The following is a 19,357-nucleotide window of genomic DNA, read 5'->3' on the forward strand; positions in this document are numbered from 1 at the left end:
CACCGCAGGTGCTTGTTTTGTCACGGCGTCGGCGTAAGGCAAGGGGATGAGCGACGAACGCATCTGGACAGCCGCCGTGTTGGTGATCGGCGACGAGATTCTCTCGGGCCGCACGCAGGACAAGAATGTCGCCCAGATTGCGACCTGGCTCGACGTGCAGGGGATTCGCCTCCGTGAGGTGCGGATCGTTCCCGATGTGGAGGATGAGATCGTCGATGCGGTAAACGCGCTGCGCGCCCGCTACGACTATGTCTTCACCACGGGTGGTATCGGCCCGACGCACGACGACATCACCGTCGATGCGATCGCCAAGGCACTGGGGGTCGATGTCATCATTCATCCCGATGCACGCGCGATCCTCGAACGCTATTATACTGCGCGCGGCGGCGAACTGACCGAAGCGCGGCTACGCATGGCGCGGACGCCCGATGGCGCCGAACTGATTCCCAACCGCATGTCGGGCGCCCCGGGTATCCGCATCGGCAGCCTGTTCGTGATGGCGGGGGTGCCGCATATCACCGCGGGAATGCTCGACGCACTGACCGGGACGCTCGAGGGCGGCGCCCCGCTGATCGCGCGCACGATCGGCGCCTGGGCGCCTGAAAGTGAGATTGCCGACATATTGAGCGCCGCCGAACGGACGCATGAGGGCGTGGCGATCGGCAGCTATCCCTTTTTCCGCGAAGGCCGCACCGGCGCCAACTTCGTCATTCGCGCCACTGACGCCGCCCGCGTCGCAGCGTGCGTCGCCGCACTGACCGCAGGGATCGAAGGCGCGGGCTATGCGGTGACCGACGGCGGAATCTGATCGGCCGACGCGTCAGCGCCGGTGACGCGCGGCAGGCGGCGCAGCATCAGTATTGCGAGCAAGCCGAACAGCGCCGCGACAAGGAAGGCGGCGCCCGGAAAATGAACCGGTGCGTTCGCCGCGGTGAAATATGCCATCGTCCCGGTGAGGAGCAATGGCGCGACGAGTTGCCCCAGCCCCATTGCCATCGCCGAAATGCCCTGCACCTCGCCCTGCGTCTCCGCCGTTGCGCGGCGCGACATCAGCGCCATCAGCGATGGCTGGACGGGGGCCTGGAGCGCGACCGGGATCAGCAGCAGAAAGGCGCCCCAGGTTGTGTTGACGAAGGCATAGCCAATATAGACCGCGACCGCGACGAGGATGCCCAGCGTCGCGGCGTCGCGCTCGCCGAAGCGGGCGACCGCCGGCCCGACGACGAAGACCTGCCCGAGTGTGATCATCACCCCGACCGCGGCAAGACTCGCTCCGATCATCCCCGGCGTCCAGCCAAGCTGCGCGATGCCATAGAAGCTCCATGTCATCGGATAGACGAGGCTGGCGATCTGCCACAGCACCAGCACGCTCGCCACCCCGCCCATGCCGGGAAGGCTGCGCATCGTGCGGAACGCGCCGAGCGGATTGGCGCGGCGCCAGTCGAAGGCGCGGCGGCGCTCGGGCGGCAGCGTTTCGGGGAAGATGAAGAAGCCATAGAGCATGTTGGCGGCCGCCAGCGCCGCCGCAGCGACGAAGGGCGCGCGGGGGCCGATCTCACCCAGCAAGCCGCCGATCGCCGGCCCGGCGACGAAACCGACGCCGAAGGCCGCCCCGACGAAGCCGAAGTTGCGCGCGCGCTCCTCAGGTTTGGTGATGTCGGCGATCGCGGCCTGTGCCGCGGCGTAGCTGCCCCCGAAAATCCCCGACAGTGCCCGCGCAATGAACAGCCAGGGCAAAGTCTCGACCACCGTCAACAGCGCATAATCGACCGCCAGCCCGCCAAGCGCGAGCAGCAGCACCCGTCGCCGTCCGAAACGGTCCGACAAATTGCCGAGCAACGGTGAGGCGATGAAGGTCGCGACCGCCATCACCAGCCCGATCCACGCGCCGACCTCGATCGCGTGCGGCAGGTCCAGCTCGCCAACCTCCATCACCAACTGGGGCAACACGGGCATGATGATACCAAAGCCAACCGCGTCCATGAAGATGGTGGCGACGATGAATGGGATGATACGCGATGGGGTCACAGATGCTTCGCCTTTTGATGTGCGTGCGGGCCATACAGCGACCCGGTAAAATCATGCTATGGATTTCGGTCGTTCCGTCCCTGTGGACACCGATTCCGTTTTGGAGCGTTGGCAGTCATGAAGCTCAATATTACCGCCGTGCTCGATTATCGCCTCGGCGATCCCGTCGATCTGATGCTCCATATCGAGGCGGCGGCGATCTCGGGGCAAGCGATCGTCGCGGCGACGCTCGACGTCGGCGCCACCGAATTTTTCGCCCGCGTCGCGGCGCAGGACATGATCGGCGATCGTATCTGGTTGCGGTCTGGCGGCGAACTCAACGTCCGCTATACGGCGACGGTGGAGATCGATCGTGTTGCGGTCGATTACCGGGCGCTGGCGAAGGTGCCGTTGCACCGGCTCCCTGCCGAGGCCGTCCAGTATCTCAATGAATCGCGCTACTGCGCTTCGAACAAGTTCATGCACTTCGTTCACGACGAGTTTGGGGGGGCGGAAGGTGGCGCAAAAATCGGTGCGATGCGCGACTGGATCGAGCAACATTTTACCTATGCTGCGGGATCGAGCGACGCCGAGACCAATGCGCTCGACAGCTTCGTCGAGCGTCGCGGCGTGTGCCGCGACTATGCGCATGTGATGGTCAGCCTCGCGCGGGCTTCGGCGATCCCGGCGCGTGTCGTCAGCGTCTATGCGCCTGACGTCGAGCCACAGGATTTCCATGCCGTCGCCGAAGTGTTTCTGGACGGCGAATGGCATCTTGTCGACGCAACTGGCATGGCAAAGGAGGCTGAAATGGCCAAGATTGCTGTCGGCCGCGACGCCGCCGACATCAGTTTCCTGACTGCATATGGCGACATTCAAATGCTGAACCAGAGGGTGACGGTGGAGCGGGTGAAGGGAATCGAACCCTCGTCGTAAGCTTGGGAAGCTTCTGCTCTGCCATTGAGCTACACCCGCATTCCCGCCGATCGGCTGTTTTCCAAAGTCATTGCGCAAATGGCTTTGCCGCATCGGCTGACGGCACGGGCTTTGCCGTCTTCGAGGGCGGCGGTCAATCCCCTGATGAGCGCGTTCACGTCGTGGCTCTTCAGCGCGCCGCTTCGCTGATTGTTTCCATCGCAACGAAGGTCGATGTGCTGGCGACAAAGGGCAGGCTGGAGATTTTCTCTCCCAATATGATCCGGTAACGGCGAATATCGGGGGTGCGGACCTTGAGCAGATAGTCGAAGCTGCTCGCGATCAGGTGGCATTCCTCGACTTCAGGAATGCCGCGCACGGCGGCGTTGAACTGCTCCAGCGCTGCCTCGCGCGTATCCGACAGTTTGACTTCGGTGAAGGCGACATGATCGAGCCCAACCTTGGCGGGGTCGATAATCGCGCGAAAGCCGATGATTACGCCGCTTTGCTGCAAACGCTTCACCCGCTGCTGGCAGGGGGTTTTCGACAGCCCCACTTGTTGCGCCAGTTCGGTGAAGGTGATCCGCCCGTCCTGGCGCAAGATGGACATAATCTTGCGGTCGAACGCGTCCATATCGACTGTTGATGTTTCATTTTTCATCCGTTTCGCCTAGATTATGCTGTAAAATAGGTCAAAAGATAGTTTGCTAAAGTAATATGAAGTCAGATCGCCTTCACTTGATGCTTTAAAGGGGCTGTATGACCATGTCTTCCCCCGATCGCACCGCGGTGCGCGCTCTCGCCCGTCGTTCCGAAACCGAGCTTGTTGGCGAGCTGCGCGCCGCGCTTGCGACCTCTCCCGCCAGCGTCGATGCGGTGACGCGGCGGGGCCTCGCGCTGATCCGCAAGGCAAAGGCCGAGGGCGAGCGCGAGACACTCGTTGCACAGCTGATGAATCGCTATCGTCTTTCGACCGAAGAGGGCGTCGTGCTGATGTGCCTCGCCGAGGCGTTGCTGCGCGTTCCTGACAATGCGACCGCCAACGCACTGATCCGCGACAAGATCGCCGGGCGCCACTGGGCCGACGGCGACGATGGCGACAGCCCGCTCATCGTTTCGCTGTCCTCGCGCGGCCTGTCGCTCGGCTCGGCGACGCTGATGCTCGACGCGATGGGTAGCAAGGCGAACCCGCTAACCTTGCTCAAATCGATGATCCGCCGATCGGGCGAGCCGGTGATTCGTCAGGCGGCGCTCGCGGCGATGAAGATGCTCGGCCAGCAGTTCGTGATGGGCGAGACGATCGACGCTGCGGTCAAGCGCGCCGACAAGGACAAGTCCGAACTCGCAAGCTTCGACATGCTTGGCGAAGCCGCGCGCACCGCCGAGGATGCCGCACGCTATTATGACAGCTATGCCGACGCGATCCAGCGTATCGGCCGCGATGCGAAGCCTGGCGATCCGCACGCCAATCATGGGATTTCGATCAAGCTGTCGGCGCTTCACCCGCGTTACGAATATCTCCAGCCCGCGCGCGTCCGCGATGAACTGATCCCGCATGTCATCGAACTCGCGCAGGCCGCGCGCGCGGTGAATATTCCGCTGATGATCGACGCCGAGGAAAGCGACCGGCTCGAACCCCATATGGACGTGTTCGCTGCGTTGCTCGACGCCGGGATCGCCGACGGCTGGACCGGACTCGGGATCGTGATCCAGGCCTATCAGAAGCGCGCACCGGCGGTGATCGACTGGCTCGCGGCACGCGCGCGAGCGCGGGGCGCCAAAGTGTCGATGCGCCTCGTCAAGGGGGCCTATTGGGATACCGAGATCAAGCGCGCGCAGGTGCTGGGGCTGGACGATTTTCCTGTTTTCACTGCAAAGGCGCACACCGACCTCAATTACCTCCGTTGCGCGCAATTGCTGCGCGAATGTCAGGACTGCATCTTCCCTGCCTTCGCCAGCCATAACGCGATGACGCTGGCATTCGTCGCGGAGCTGTTTGCTGGCGCGGACTATGAGCTTCAGCGGTTGCACGGCATGGGCGAGGGCGCGCACGACGCGCTCGTCGCGCTCTTCCCGCCGCCGCGCCCCGTGCGTGTTTATGCGCCGGTGGGGACGCACCGTGACCTGCTCGCCTATCTTGTCCGTCGCCTGCTCGAAAATGGCGCGAACTCCAGTTTCGTTCATCAATTCTCCGACCCCGATGTGACGGCCGAGGAGCTGGCGGTCGACCCGCGCAGCATCGCAAACGCTCCGGCGCCGAAAATCGCGACCGGGCTCGGCCTCTACGGGGCTGAACGCCGCAACTCGCGCGGTTATGATCTCGGCGAGCCGGGCGTGCCGGAGGCGCTGGTCGCCGCGATCGCCAAGGCGCGGCGCGGTGATATCGTCGCGGCGCCGCTGGTCGGCGGCGAACCACGCGGCGGCACGGGCGAGGCGGTACGCAATCCCGCCACCGGTGCGGTCGTCGGCCGTGTGATCGAGGCCGATGCCGCTGCGGTCGCTGCTGCGGTCGCGGCCGCCCGCGTGGCACAGGGCGACTGGAGCCTCGCCGGCGGTGCGTTCCGCGCCGAGCGGCTCGAACGTGCAGCCGACCTGATCGAGGAACGCGACGCGCTGTTCCTCGGTCTTGCGATCGACGAAGCAGGCAAGACGCTGATCGATGCGATCGCCGAGGTGCGCGAAGCCGTCGATTTCCTGCGCTATTATGCGGGCCAGGCGCGCGCGGGCTTCACTCATCCGGTCGCGCTTCCGGGGCCAACAGGCGAACGCAACGAGCTGATGCTCGAGGGCAAGGGCATTTTTGCGTGCATCAGCCCGTGGAATTTCCCGCTCGCGATCTTCCTCGGACAGGTGTCGGCGGCGCTCGCGGCGGGCAATGCCGTGCTTGCCAAGCCCGCTGAACAGACCCCGTTGATCGCCCATGCGGCGGTAGAGATTCTGCTCGAAGCCGGGGTGCCCGGCGATATACTCCATTATCTGCCCGGACGCGGCGAGACCGTCGGCGCGGCGCTGACCGGCCATGCCGATATCATCGGGGTCGCCTTCACCGGATCGACCGAGGTCGCGCGCGCGATCAACCGTGGCCTTGCGATGCGCGATGGTCCGATCGCGACCTTGATCGCCGAAACCGGCGGCGCCAACGCCATGATCGTCGATTCGACCGCGCTGCCCGAACAGGTCGCGCGCGATGCCGTGGCCAGCGCTTTCCAGTCGGCGGGACAGCGTTGCTCGGCGCTGCGCCTGCTTTGTGTGCAGGAGGATGTTGCCGACGGGATGATCGAAATGGTCGCGGGCGCGATGGCCGAGCTCAATGTCGGCGATCCGGCGTTGCTGGCGACCGACGTTGGGCCGATCATCGACGACGAGGCACAGGCGAATATCGCCGCTTATGTCGCCGAAGCGCGCGCTGCGGGCCGGGTGATCGCCGAAGCCGGGCGGAACAACCTGCCGGAGGGAGGTCATTTCGTTCCGCCGGCGCTGATCCGTCTCGATGCTGTCACCGACCTGAAGCGCGAGATTTTTGGCCCTGTGCTCCACGTCGCAACATGGAAAGCCGGCGAACTCGACCAGCTGATCGATGCGATCAACGCGTCGGGTTACGGCCTGACCCTGGGGGTCCACACACGCATCGACGCCGTTGCCGCACATGTCGCGGCGCGCGCCCAGGTCGGTAATGTCTATGTCAACCGCAACCAGATCGGCGCCATCGTTGGCTCGCAGCCCTTCGGCGGGCGCGGGCTGTCGGGGACTGGGCCAAAGGCCGGCGGCCCGCACTATTTGCACCGCTTCGCCGAGGAAAAGACGATCTCGACCGATATTACGGCTGCAGGCGGCAATGCCGCGTTGATGGCAGGGTAAATATCATTCCGACGTCGATGTGCGGGCGCGATGGCCCGTGCATCGGCGGTACGGATGAGACCACGAGGCCCGATACAGAGTGGACGACTGTCCCGGGCAAATACGTCCGAAATCGCTCGCGGCGAAATGCCGCGGCGACCCTATGTTCTGGTTCCCCCCGCAGCCGGATCAATATAGGCATTTTCCCCTTGGGCGCCAGCGCGGATTAAGCCCCCGGAACCCCCAACAGCTGGGCTTGTGCCTTCAATCGCCCGGCCGCGCCGGGATTGGCGGCGATGCCGTCCTTCAGCGCCTGCGCGGCCTTCGCTGTTTCGCCCAGCGTCATGCGGCTGCGCATGAGCATGATCCAGCGGTCGACGTTGGTTGGGTCGGCCTTCAGCTTGGCTTCCAGCCCGCTCACCATGCCCTCGATCATCGCATCCTGCTGGCCTTTGGGCAGCTGTGATGCGGCCTCCATCTCCGACCGGCTCGGGCCGGGGATGGCGCGCGCCGCGACCGGCATTTCGTCGGCGGTCAGCGCGCGCGGCCGGGTGGTCGCGAGCTGCGGCGCGACGTCGATCTTGTGGATCTGCCCGACCTGTTCGATCGTCCGGCGCAGGTCCGCCTCCCAGGGTGCGCCCTGCGGCGTGTCGGCGAGCAGCGCGAACCAGTCGTCGATCGCGCCCTTGTGATCTCCGCCGATATCCTTCTTCACCGCCATGAAATAACGCGCGCGCGGGTCCTTGGCGTCGAGTGCGATCGCCTTCTGAAATGCTTCGAGTGCATTTGCCGGCATGGGGTCGCGATCGCTCGCCATCACGCGGGCTTCGCCCAGCGCCGACCACAGTCCTGCCGATTCGGGAGCGATGGCGACGCCTTTCTCATAGGCGGTCGCTGCCCCCTTGAAATCGCCGAGGTCGAACCGCGCGGCGCCGAGCGCGGTCCACGCCTCGGCGCTGTTCGGTTCGCTGCGGGTGCGCGCTTCTAATGCGGCGAGCTGATCGGTAGGCGCTGCTGCCTGCGCGGCGGGATCTGCGGCGGACGGGGTGGAATCGCGCCAGATCGCATAGCCGATGGCGGCCGCCAGCAGTATGAAGGCAGCGATCAATATCGCCCGGTTGGTGCCCGTCATGCCCCCGGCCTTGCTCTCTGCCATGCCGTTGCTCTCGTTCATTTTTGCCCCTTTGATCGGTTGCCTAAATAAAGCCCGGCGACGCGATGCGCCGTCTTGCCTTTGTCCGGCGATGGTGTAGCCTTTCTTCCGCAAGGTCGGTCAACGATAAAATCGTCAGGGGTCGCGCCGACTTTCCCGTTTACAACAGGGGAGGGGTGCATGGCAGTTTCGGATCACGTCGATTTTTCGACGTTCATGGAGGGCGTCAAAAAGCGCAACCCGGGTCAGCCCGAGTTCGTTCAGGCGGTACAGGAAGTATCGGAAGATATTTTCGATTTTATCGCCGACAAGGAAGAATATCACGCGCAACAGATTTTGCGCCGTATCGCCGAACCCGACCGGGTCGTATCCTTCCGCGTCTGCTGGGAGGATGACAACGGCAATATTCGCGTCCAGCGCGGCTGGCGGGTCCAGAACAACAATGCGATCGGACCCTATAAGGGCGGCATTCGTTTCCACCCGAGCGTCACCGAAAGCGTGCTCAAATTCCTCGCGTTCGAACAGACGTTCAAGAACGCGCTGACCGGGCTGCCGATGGGCGGCGGCAAAGGCGGGTCAAACTTCAACCCCAAGGGCAAGAGCGTGCGCGAGATCATGCGCTTCTGCCAGAGCTTCATGACCGAGCTTTATCGCCACATCGGCGCCGACATCGACGTGCCGGCGGGCGATATCGGGGTCGGCGGCCGAGAAATCGGCTTCATGTTCGGCCAGTATAAGCGGATCACCAACGAATTTACCGGGGTGCTCACCGGTAAGGGGCTCGAATGGGGCGGATCGCTGATCCGCACCGAGGCGACCGGATATGGCGCCGTCTATTTCCTCGCCAACATGCTCGCAGCCAAGGGGCAGGATCTGGTCGGCAAGACCGCGGTGATTTCGGGATCGGGCAATGTCGCGACGCATGCCGCCGAAAAGATCGTCCAGCTCGGCGGCAAGGTGCTCACCTTCTCGGATTCGGGGGGCTTCATCCACGATCCTGACGGCATCACGCAGGAAAAGATCGACTGGGTGAAGGCGCACAAGACCCACCGTCGCGGGCGGATCGAGGATTATTGCGCCGAGTATAAGGGCGCGAGCTTCACGGCGGGCAAGACGCCCTGGGGCGTGCCCTGCGACGTCGCACTGCCGTGCGCGACGCAGAATGAACTGCTCGGCGAGGATGCGAAGGCGCTGGTCAAAAACGGCTGCATCGCGGTCAGCGAAGGCGCGAATATGCCCACGAACCTTGAGGGTGTGCATATCTTCAAGGATGCGAAGATCATGTTCGCACCGGGCAAGGCGGCCAATGCCGGCGGGGTGGCGGTGTCGGGCCTCGAAATGAGTCAGAACAGCGGGCGGCGCGCGTGGAGCGAAGGCGAGCTGCAACAGATGCTCAAGGACATCATGGACGGCATTCACACCAGTTGCCTGACCTATGGCGATCAGGGTGGCGGCTATATCGACTATGTGAAGGGCGCAAATATCGCCGGCTTCAAGAAGGTAGCCGATGCGATGCTGGCGTTCGGGGTGGTCTAGAAAGGCACTTTGCAAATCATTGTTCGCGGATTTGGGATAATGGGCCAAGGCTATGAGCTACGGCACAGGCATATGGAAATATTCCACTATCTGTCGATGCGGCGATGGACAAAATCGGTCAAATCCCGAAAGGGCATTGAAATGGTTTCGATTTTGCTGGATCGACGGCGCGAACATGCCGTTCAGGGGTAGAGGCTTGAGGCGCAAAAGCGTCCGGGCGGGGTAAAAGGGGTATTGCGGATGACAACGCACGCTGGAAAGGGGCGCGGCGACCGGCCATGGGCGGCATTTGCCGCGCTGGCCCTGATGCTGTTCGCGCTTGCCATCGCCGCCGTCATCGCTGCCCCGCCCGCCCGCTCGCAGGGCGAGGGCGGCGCGCGCTACACCGGGGTCGCGTCCTGCGCCGGGTCGACCTGTCACGGCCGGATGGAAGGCGACGGCACCGTCGTCCGTCAGGACGAGCTGATGAAATGGCAGGAGCCCTCAACCCCCGGCGGCGCACACAGCCGCGCCTGGGCGGTGCTTGGCAACAGCCGTAGTCAGTTTATCGCGCGCAACCTGGGCATCGGCGATCCTGCGACTGCGCCGATGTGCCTTGGCTGCCACAGCACCGCCGGGGCGGTCGCGGCCAAGGGCGCGAGCCGCGGCACCGTTCCGCTCGAGGATGGCGTCGGCTGCGAATCGTGCCACGGCCCGGCGGGCGGCTGGATCGCCAGCCATTATGCCGGGGTCGGCACCAACGCCAACCCCGACGCCGAAATGCGGCAAAAGCATCTCGCGAACCTGTCTGCGGGACTCAAAAAGCTCGAAGATCCCGTGGTCCGCGCCGGCGTGTGCGTCGATTGCCACTTCGGTTCGGCCGCCGACGGCCAGTTTGTGACCCACCGCATCATGGCGGCGGGACATCCGCGCATCGCCTTCGAACTCGATCTTTTCTCGTCGCTTCAGGCGCATCATCAGGAAGACGCCGACTATGGCTGGCGCAAGTTCGGTTCGCCGACCGGGCGCACCGATCATGTCCAGATGTGGGCGGTCGGTCAGGCGACGGCGATCGAGCGCAGCCTGGCCCTCTTCCAGTCGAAGCGCGGGACCGAGGGGATGTTCCCCGAATTCTACTTCCTCGATTGCCACAGCTGCCATCGCCGTATCTTCGATCAGGCCAAGCCGGTGAAGACGAGCATGGACAATCCGGGCCGGTCCATTCCGGAAGGCATGCCGCCCTATAATGATGAAAATCTGATCATGCTCGCCGCCGCAGCGCGTCTCGCCTCGCCTGCGCTCGCCGACCAGCTTGCGGCGCGCACTGTGGCTTTCCACAAGGCGATGGCGACCGACCGGGCGAGCGCGGTCAATGCTGCGTCGCAGCTGTCACAGACGGTCGCGGCGCTCAAGAGCAGCTTCGCCTCGCGCGGCTTTTCGGGCACCGATACTTTTGCGATGGTCGATGCGATCGCGGCAAAGGCGATCAGCGACCGCTTCACCGACTATTCGGGTTCGCAGCAGGCGGTGATGGGGGTCGATACCTTGCTCAACGCGATGGTGTCATCGGGCCGCATCACGATTGGCGCGGCCGCGGGCATCCGCAGCGACATCGACCGCGCCTATGCTGCGGTCAAGGACCCCAACGCGTATAAGCCCGCCGATTTCCAGGCCTCGCTCGGCAGCGCGGTGCGTGCGATCCGGGCGCTGCGATAGATGATGCGAAACAAGACCCGCCTTTTCCGTTCGGTGGCCTTTCCAGCGATAGGCGCACTGTTGCTGTCGTCGTGCGGCGGCGGTGGCGGCGGAAGCACCCCGACGCCGACTCCCACACCGACTCCCACCCCGACGCCGACCGGCGGGCTCTATACCCCGCCCGCCGCCGAAGCGCTGAGCAGTAGCGATGTCGAGCGCGTGCTCGCGCAAGCGATTGCCGAAGCGCAGGCGCGCAATTTGCCGTCGGTGATTGCGGTGACCGACCGCGTCGGCAATGTACTCGGCGTCTTCCGCATGACCGGCGCGCGCCCAACCGCGACGACCGCGCCCGCGCCCAACGGCGTCAGCATCGACGCGCAAAATGTGACCTTCCCTGCCGAGGGCGGCGCAATCGCGAAGGCGGTGACGGGGGCGTATCTTTCAAGCGGCGGCAACGCCTTCTCGACCCGTACTGCGAGCATGATCGTGCAGGAGCATTTCCCGCCCGCCCCGACGACCGCCGGGCTCGAAAGCGGACCGCTGTTCGGGGTGCAGTTCAGCCAGCTACCGTGCAGCGATCTCGCCAGCCGTTTCGGCGCGGGCGGCGGCGCGGCGCTCATCGGCCCCAAACGCTCGCCGCTCGGCCTCGCGGCCGATCCGGGCGGGTTGCCGCTTTATAAAAATGGCGTGCTCGTCGGCGGCATCGGGGTGATGGGCGACGGCGTCTACGGCAGCGATCCCAATATCCTCGACACCGACAACGACTCCGAAGAATTCATCGCGCTTGCTGGAACGCGCGGGTTCGCTGCGCCATCGACGATCGTTGCCGACCGGATCGCGGTCGATGGCACCACCTTGCGCTTTTCTGATGCGACTTTTGACAAGGTGATAACGAACGGCGGGGCGAGCTTCGCCAGCCTCAACGGGGTAGCGGGCAATCTCGTCGCGGTCATCGGCTACGCCAATGCCGTGATCACCGCCGGAGCGACCTATGGCACCGAAGCCTCGGGAATCCGTGCCTCGACACCCTTCGAATTCTCGAACCGCGACGCCTTTGTCCTGACCGACGGCAGCGGCACGAACCGCTACCCGATCCGCGCCGGGACCGACGGCGCGAGCGTCAGCGCGCCGTTGACGCAGGCCGAAGCCCGCGCAGTGCTTGAGGAAGCCTTTACGGTGATGAGCCGCGCGCGCGCGCAAATCCGCCGTCCACTCGACAGCCGCGCGCAGGTGACGATCAGCATCGTCGACACGCATGGCGTCGCGCTCGGCATCGTGCGTTCGCCCGACGCACCGATTTTCGGCACCGATGTCAGTCTGCAAAAGGCGCGCACCGCGGCCTTCTTCTCGAACGCGCAGGCGGGAGCGGAGCTGGGCGCCAACGCCAGCGCCGACATCCGCCAGTTCGTTACCGCGACGCGCAGCTTCCTCGCCAATCCGGCGGCGCTCACCGGCACGATAGCCTTCCCCGACCGCGCGAACGGCAATCTGTCGCGCCCCTATTTCCCCGACGGAGAGGTCGGGCGTCCGCACGGTCCGCTGTCGCGCCCGATCGCGCAATTCAACCCCTTTTCGACCGGGCTGCAATCGGCGCTGATCATCGGCAATGTCGGCGCGCATCTGGGGTTTGTTTCGGGCGCGAGCGCGATCGATACGCCGCAACGCTGCACCACGCTTCCCGACGTCGCACCGGGACAGAACCGGCTGCAGAACGGTATCCAGATCTTCCCGGGGTCCGTCCCCATCTATCGCGGCAGCACGCTCGTCGGCGCGATCGGGGTGTCGGGCGACGGCATCGATCAGGATGACATGATCAGCTTTCTCGGCGCCCATAATGCTGGCGCGCGTGTCGGCGGGATTGGCAATGCGCCATTGGCGATGCGCTCCGACAATGTCGTCGTGACGCTTGCCGATAACAAGAAAGTGCGGCTGCGCTATATCAGCTGCCCCTTCGCGCCGTTCCTCGATACGCAACAGCAAAATGTCTGTGAGGGGCTGTAGGCGATGATGGCGGGGGGCAGTCTTTGGCCGATCATCGCGAGCCTCGCGGCGCAGGGCGCGCCCGCGGACGTTGTCGCGCCGTCGACCGAGCCGCCCGCCACGGCCCCGGCCGAACTGCCTCCCGAAGAACTGACCCCGCCACCCCCTCCGGTCGACTGGAAGGAAATGGTCGACGACGGCCTGATCACCGACATCATCGAAGGCCGCCGCCGTCCCGGATATACGCCCGATCTACCCGATCAGCTGACGCAGGACAATGTCGGCGCGCTTCGCCCGCCGCCGCCGCAAGCCTTTCCGGGGATACAGGACCAGCTTCCGATTCCCGACCGCTGGCGGCTGATCGAGACGCTGGGGGTCGTCAAGGAACGCTGGTTCGATCCCTATCATCAGAATACGCTGAAGGGCGACCGCCCGATCGACCCCGACAAGGTCAAATGGCTGCCGATCAAGGGTGGCGACTGGTTCTTCATCGCGAATGCGGTGTCCGACACTGTGTTCGAACCACGCACCTTCCCGATTCCCGTCGGCGTCCAGACCACCGAACGTCCGGGCAGCCTCGACGTATTTGGCAAAAATCGCAGCTTTGTCTTTGCACAGACCTTCATTGGCGGCGTTGCGCTGATCAAGGGATCGACCGCATTTAAACCGCCCGATGTCGAATATCGGCTGACGCTTGCGTATCAGGCCAATTATGTCGACGTGCCCGAACGGCGCGTTCTCGACGTGCGCCCGTCGGAGCCGAGCCATCGTTACGATAGTTTCCTTGGCGTGCAGGAACTGTTCGTCGACAAGCATCTGGGCAACACCTCGGATCGCTACGACTTTTATTCGATCCGCCTCGGCATCCAGCCGTTCCAGAGCGATTTTCGCGGCTTTCTGTTCAATGACAGCCAGCTTGGCATCCGCCTGTTCGGCAATCGCGACAACAACCGCTTCCAATATAATCTCGCGGCCTTCTGGCGGCTGGAAAAGGACACCAACAGCGGGCTCAACGATATTACCCAGACGCCGCGCGACGATTTCGTCCTGACGGCCAATCTTTATCGCCAGGATTTCCCGTTCGTGGGGCTGACCAGCCAGGTCAGCGCGACCTATAATATGAACCGCGAAAAGAACGACATTCAGATCGACCATAATGGCTTCCCGGTGCGTCCGGCGCTGATCGGCGATCTGCGCGGGCGTGAATATGATGTCGTCTATTTGGGTTATAGCGCCGACGGGCGGATCGGGCGGATCAACCTCACCGCCAGCTTCTATGCCGCACTGGGCGAAGACCGGAACAGCTTCTTCACCAGCAAGCCCGCCGAAATTCGTGCCGGCTTCGGCGCGGTCGAACTCAGCTATGACTATGACTGGATGCGCTTCCGTCTGTCGGGGCTCTACGCGACCGGCGACAGCGATCCGTATAACAAGACCGAAGGCGGTTTTGATGCGATCTTCGAAAACCCGATCTTCGGCGGCGCCGACACCAGCTACTGGATCCGCCAGACCATCCCCTTTGCGGGCGGCGGCCGCGTTATTTCGATCAGTGGCCGCAACGGCATATTGAACTCGCTGCGCTCGTCGAAGGAAGAGGGGCAGTCGAATTTTAACAACCCCGGCACCATTTTCCTCGGCGCCGGCGCCGATTTCGACCTGTCGCCGCAGTTTCGCATCAGCACCAATTTCAACCATCTCTGGTTCGAAAATACCGCGACCTTGCAGGCGCTGCGCATGGAAGGGTCGATCCCCAAGGATATCGGCTTCGACCTCTCGGCGGCGGCAATCTGGCGGCCCAAGGCGACGCAGAATATCGTCGGCCGGCTCAGCGCTGCGGTGCTGTTGCCGGGCGACGGGTTTCAGGATCTGTTCGAGAACAAGAACCGCGAGGACGCCTATGTCTCGATCCTCGCCAATATGATTTTGAGTTTCTAGGATATGATGCGCAAACTCTTCGCCCTGCTCGCCTTCATGACGCTGTGCGCCGCTTTTGGCGTCAGCGTCGGCCGCGCGGCCGAGGAAGAAAAGCCGCTCAAGATCGAATATCGCTTCACGCCCCCGGCCCCACGCGAGCAGACCGAGGCCGACGTTTCGGCGAAATCGGAGGGCTGCTACAGCTGCCACACACGCACCGATCAGCCGTCGATGCACGCGACGCCAGCGGTGCGCCTCGGCTGCACCGATTGCCACGGCGGCGATGCGGCGCAGCGCGGAACCCCCAGTCTTGGTTATCAGCACCCGACCAACAAGGCGGTGATGAAGCTCGCGCATCCGCAGCCGACCTTGCCCGGCGCGTGGCACGACAGTTCGGCGAATCCCGAGCGCAGCTATACGCTGCTCAACAAGGAATCGCCGGAGTTCATCCGCTTCATCAACCCCAGCGATTATCGTGTCGCGCGCGAGGCGTGCGGGGCGTGCCATATGGAGGTCATCGAGGCGACCGAGCGGTCCTTGATGTCGACCTCGGCGATGCTGTGGGGCGGCGCGGCCTATAACAATGGCATTGTGCCCTATAAAAATTACGTGTTTGGTGAGGCTTATACGCGCACCGGCGACGCGGCGTGCATCCTGTCACCCTCGTCGCGGTTGAGCGCCGAGGAATATAAGGAAGCGTGCAAGCCGAGCTTCCCGTCGGACAAGATATTGACCGACGAGGAAAAGAAGCGCGGGGCGCTGGCGCGCATGTACCCGCTCCCGCGCTGGAGCGTGATGCCGCCGGGCGACGTCTTCCGCGTCTTCGAGCGCGGCGGGCGCAACATCAACACCCAGTTCCCCGAAATCGGCCTGCCGAACCCGACGGGCAGCATCCAGCGGCTCGAGGAACCCGGACGCCCCGACCTCAAACAATCGAACCGTGGCCCCGGCACCGGGCTGCGCGTCGCGATCCCGGTGCTCAACATCCACAAGACGCGCCTCAACGATCCGCTGATGTGGTTCATGGGCACCAACGACCAGCCGGGCGATTTCCGCCATTCGGGCTGCGCGGGGTGCCATGTGATCTATGCCAATGACCGCGAACCGCGCCACAGCCTGACCTATTCCAGGTTCGGCCGTGACGGCGAAACTGCGACGGTCGACCCGACGATCGCCGAAAAGAAATGGAAGCCCGCCGGCGATAGCCATGGCGGCGAGCATGCCGACGCGTCGCACAAAGCTCCGGAAGACGGCCATGGCAGCGGTGGCGGCCATGGATCGTTGATCGACCCGGCCGCAGCCGCTGCAGGACCGCAGCAGCAGCCCAAGCAGCCGCGCCGCGAGGCGGGGCATCCGATCAGCCACACCTTCACCCGCGCGATTCCGACCGCGCAGTGCATGACCTGCCACATGCACCAGCCGAATATCTTCCTGAACTCCTACCTTGGCTACACGATGTGGGATTATGAATCGGACGCGCCGCAAATGTGGCCGGGGCCGGACAACACCGCGCCGCGCCCGCCGGGGATGAGCGACGAGGAATATCAGAAGAAATATAAGCAGCAGCGCTATCCAACCGCCGCCGAGGTCCACAAGGTCCTCGAACGCAATCCCGAGGCCGCGGCGCCGCGCGGGCTATGGGCCGATGTCGAGTTTCTGCGTGACGTCTACGACGTCAACGACAGCAACAAGGACACCCAGTTCGCCGACTATCACGGTCATGGCTGGAACTTCCGCGGCATCTTCAAGCGCGACCGCAACGGCAATCTGCTCGATGCGGACGGCAACATGTCCACCTATGGCACCGACACCGCCCATATCATCGACCCGAAAGATCCCGAGAAGTGGCGCAAGAGCTGCAGCCACTACACCGATCCCAAGGAGCGCGATCTCTGTCTGATGAGCGCCGATCCCGGCAAGCCGGGGGTCGAAGGCAAGTTCGTTCCGCCCGGCATCAACCCCGGCAAGACCGTCCATATGATGGACATTCATGCCGAAAAGGGGATGCAATGCGCCGACTGCCACTTCGCGCAGGATAGCCATGGCAATGGCTATATCCAGGGCGAGGTTGCCAATGCGGTCGAGATCAGCTGCAAGGATTGCCACGGCACCGCCGACGCGCTGCCCAATTTGCTGACTTCGAACGTCGCGGCGCGGCCGCAGGGCACCAACCTTGCGCTGCTCCGCAACCCCGACGGGCGCCGTCGCTTCGAATTCCAATATAACGACAATGCCGAGGTGATCGGCCTGATCCAGCGCTCGATTGTCGATCCGAAGCTCGAATGGCAGGTCAGCCTTGTCAAACAGGCTGTGACCCCGGGGCCGCATTTCAACGCCAAGGCGGCGCGTGCCAAGCTGATGGCGCGTTCGGGTTCCGATGACGGCCAGTTCGCATGGGGACCCGGCGTTGCGAAGGAGGATCGCGCGCACGGCGAAGACAAGATGACCTGCTTCACCTGCCATCTGTCGTGGACGACGAGTTGCGGCGGGTGCCATTTGCCGATCGAGGCGAACTGGAAGACCAAGATGCACCATTTCGAGGGTGAGGAGACGCGTAACTTCGCGACGTACAACCCGCAGGTGGCGCGCGACGAGATGTTCCAGCTCGGCCGGCACCAGCTGACCAAGCCCGGCGAACCCGGTCCCGACGGCGAGGTGCGCGGCATCATCACCCCGGTCCGGTCGACCTCGGCGCTGATCTTGTCATCGACCAACATCAACCGCGAACGCATCTATATTCAGCAACCGCCGATCTCGTCGGCGGGCTTCTCGAGCCAGGCCTTCGCGCCGCACTTCCCGCACACGGTGCGGAAACAGGAAACCAAACAGTGCAGCGACTGCCATTTGTCGGCGGCCGACGATAATAATGCGATCATGTCGCAGCTGCTTCTGCTCGGCACGAATTTCGTCAATTTCACCGGATTGAACGTCTGGTCGGGGATGGAAGGCGGCTTTCAGGCTACCCGTGTTACCGAATGGGACGAGCCGCAGGCGGTGATCGGCAGCTATTTGCAGAAATATGCTTATCCCGATTATTACGACCTGCACGTCAATCAGAACGGCCGCGAGCTGAAGAATTGGGTGCGTGGCAAGACCTTCGACAAAAAGGGTTCGGGCGAAACCCATGCGCTCGAGGAATTTGCCAATATCGTTCAGGGCACCAGCGGCCGGGTGAACTGCCTGCAACAGCGCGGCGAATATATGTTCGTTGCCGAGGGCAAGGGTGGTTTCCGCGTCTATGACGTCGCGTCGATCGGCAACAAGGGCTTCTCCGAACGCATCATCCGCGCACCTTTCTCGCCGCTCGGGCACAGCACGCATGTGAAGACGAAGAATGCGACCTGCATGGCAATTTCCACGACCCAGCCGATCAGCGTCGCGCGCAACGACAGCATCCGCAAGAACTTCCCCGAGAACCACGAGCAGGCCTTCCACCCGCTCTATCGCTATGCCGTCATCACCGACAGCGTCGAGGGGCTGATCCTCGTCGATGTCGACACGCTCGCCGACGCCGAATTCCGCAACAACAAGTTCAGCCGCGCGCTGACGTGGAACCCGGACAATGTGCTGACGGGCGCGCGGCATGTGACGCTGGCGGGCGATTTTGCCTATATCACCACCGATGCCGGGCTGGTCGTCGTCGACCTGTCGGCGCCGCTCCAGCCCAGGGTGACGGCGCAGCTGCCGCTGACCGACGCCCGCGCGAGCGCGGTGCAGTTCCGCTATCTGTGGGTCACCGATGCCGAAGGCGTGAAGCTGTTCGACGTCACCAGACTTGCCGAGCCGGTTGCCGTGCCTGAGGGGACGGTCCGGCTTGCCAACGCGCGCAAAATCTATCTCGCGCGCACCTATATGTACGTCGCGGCAAAGGCCGACGGGCTTGTGCTTGTCGATGTCACTAAACCCGCCGCGCCGGTCGTCTGGCCGGGGCTGACCTTTGGCGGCGCGCTGCATGATGCCGAAGATGTGATCGTCGCGTCGACCAACGCCTCGCTCTTCGCCTATGTCGCCGACGGGCGCGCGGGCATCAAGGTGATCCAGCTGACCAGCCCGAACAATCCGGGCCTCTATGGCTTCTCGCCGAAACCCACGCCCGAATTGATTGCGTGGGCGAAAACCCCGTCACCGGCGCTCGCGCTGTCCAAGGGGCTCGACCGCGATCGCGCGGTCGATGAAACCGGCGGGCAGATGGCGGTGTTCGGGCGTCTGGGCTCACGCCCCTTCACCCGGCCGGAAATGGAGAAGCTGTTCCTCAACAGCCGCGGGCAGGTCTACAAGGTTCGCGACGAGGTCGATCAGGCCGGGTGGCGTCCGCCGCTCAAATACGCCGACTGACACCTC

The 19,357-nt window shown here is 63.9% G+C and carries 11 protein-coding genes and 1 tRNA gene; 8 read left to right on the forward strand and 4 right to left on the reverse strand.

Annotated features, from left to right (window positions below; all coding sequences use genetic code 11):
- Positions 1 to 46: 46 nt before the first annotated feature.
- Positions 47 to 808, forward strand: a complete 762-nt coding sequence (locus tag ACSYDV_RS14255; protein ID WP_438324482.1) for a competence/damage-inducible protein A — start codon at positions 47 to 49, stop codon at positions 806 to 808.
- On the opposite strand, the gene ACSYDV_RS14260 is transcribed toward ACSYDV_RS14255, so the two are convergent.
- On the reverse strand, positions 781 to 2,028 hold the full coding sequence (locus ACSYDV_RS14260) for an MFS transporter (protein ID WP_438324483.1): 1,248 nt from the start codon (positions 2,026 to 2,028) through the stop codon (positions 781 to 783). The two genes, ACSYDV_RS14255 and ACSYDV_RS14260, sit on opposite strands and share 28 nt — an antisense overlap.
- Positions 2,029 to 2,145: 117 nt before the next feature.
- Here ACSYDV_RS14260 and ACSYDV_RS14265 point away from each other — a divergent pair, with 117 nt between their 5' ends.
- Entirely contained in the window at positions 2,146 to 2,943 is a 798-nt protein-coding gene (locus tag ACSYDV_RS14265) for a transglutaminase-like domain-containing protein (RefSeq protein ID WP_438324484.1), read from the forward strand.
- On the opposite strand, the gene ACSYDV_RS14270 is transcribed toward ACSYDV_RS14265, so the two are convergent.
- A tRNA-Gly gene (locus tag ACSYDV_RS14270) sits at positions 2,909 to 2,982 on the reverse strand. The two genes, ACSYDV_RS14265 and ACSYDV_RS14270, sit on opposite strands and share 35 nt — an antisense overlap.
- Before the next feature lie 130 nt (positions 2,983 to 3,112).
- Complete coding sequence (locus ACSYDV_RS14275; RefSeq protein ID WP_438324485.1) at positions 3,113 to 3,583, reverse strand: Lrp/AsnC family transcriptional regulator; 471 nt, start codon at positions 3,581 to 3,583, stop codon at positions 3,113 to 3,115.
- 98 nt (positions 3,584 to 3,681) lie between these two features.
- Here ACSYDV_RS14275 and putA point away from each other — a divergent pair, with 98 nt between their 5' ends.
- Positions 3,682 to 6,780 (forward strand): bifunctional proline dehydrogenase/L-glutamate gamma-semialdehyde dehydrogenase PutA, encoded by a 3,099-nt coding sequence (putA, locus tag ACSYDV_RS14280; RefSeq protein WP_438324486.1) that lies wholly within the window; start codon positions 3,682 to 3,684, stop codon positions 6,778 to 6,780.
- A 205-nt stretch (positions 6,781 to 6,985) separates the two neighbouring features.
- Here putA and ACSYDV_RS14285 read toward each other — a convergent pair whose 3' ends face one another.
- Complete coding sequence (locus ACSYDV_RS14285) at positions 6,986 to 7,933, reverse strand: tetratricopeptide repeat protein (RefSeq protein WP_438324487.1); 948 nt, start codon at positions 7,931 to 7,933, stop codon at positions 6,986 to 6,988.
- A gap of 159 nt (positions 7,934 to 8,092) precedes the next feature.
- On the opposite strand from ACSYDV_RS14285, the gene gdhA reads away from it, so the two are divergent.
- From gdhA to ACSYDV_RS14310, 5 genes are all read left to right on the forward strand, one after another.
- Positions 8,093 to 9,448 carry an NADP-specific glutamate dehydrogenase gene (gene gdhA / locus ACSYDV_RS14290; protein WP_438324488.1) on the forward strand — a complete coding sequence of 452 codons (1,356 nt, stop codon included), beginning with the start codon at positions 8,093 to 8,095 and terminating at the stop codon, positions 9,446 to 9,448.
- 240 nt (positions 9,449 to 9,688) lie between these two features.
- Positions 9,689 to 11,143, forward strand: a complete 1,455-nt coding sequence (locus tag ACSYDV_RS14295) for a multiheme c-type cytochrome (RefSeq protein ID WP_438324489.1) — start codon at positions 9,689 to 9,691, stop codon at positions 11,141 to 11,143.
- Positions 11,144 to 13,123 carry a GlcG/HbpS family heme-binding protein gene (locus ACSYDV_RS14300; RefSeq protein WP_438324490.1) on the forward strand — a complete coding sequence of 660 codons (1,980 nt, stop codon included), beginning with the start codon at positions 11,144 to 11,146 and terminating at the stop codon, positions 13,121 to 13,123.
- A 3-nt stretch (positions 13,124 to 13,126) separates the two neighbouring features.
- A complete protein-coding gene (locus ACSYDV_RS14305; protein WP_438324491.1) occupies positions 13,127 to 15,037 on the forward strand; it encodes a hypothetical protein in 1,911 nt (636 codons plus the stop codon).
- Positions 15,038 to 15,043: 6 nt separating this feature from the next.
- Positions 15,044 to 19,351: a hypothetical protein gene (locus tag ACSYDV_RS14310; RefSeq protein WP_438324803.1), complete on the forward strand. Its 4,308-nt coding sequence runs from the start codon at positions 15,044 to 15,046 to the stop codon at positions 19,349 to 19,351.
- Positions 19,352 to 19,357: the final 6 nt, after the last annotated feature.

The organism is Sphingopyxis selenitireducens, assembly GCF_051550705.1.
GTDB lineage: Bacteria > Pseudomonadota > Alphaproteobacteria > Sphingomonadales > Sphingomonadaceae > Sphingopyxis.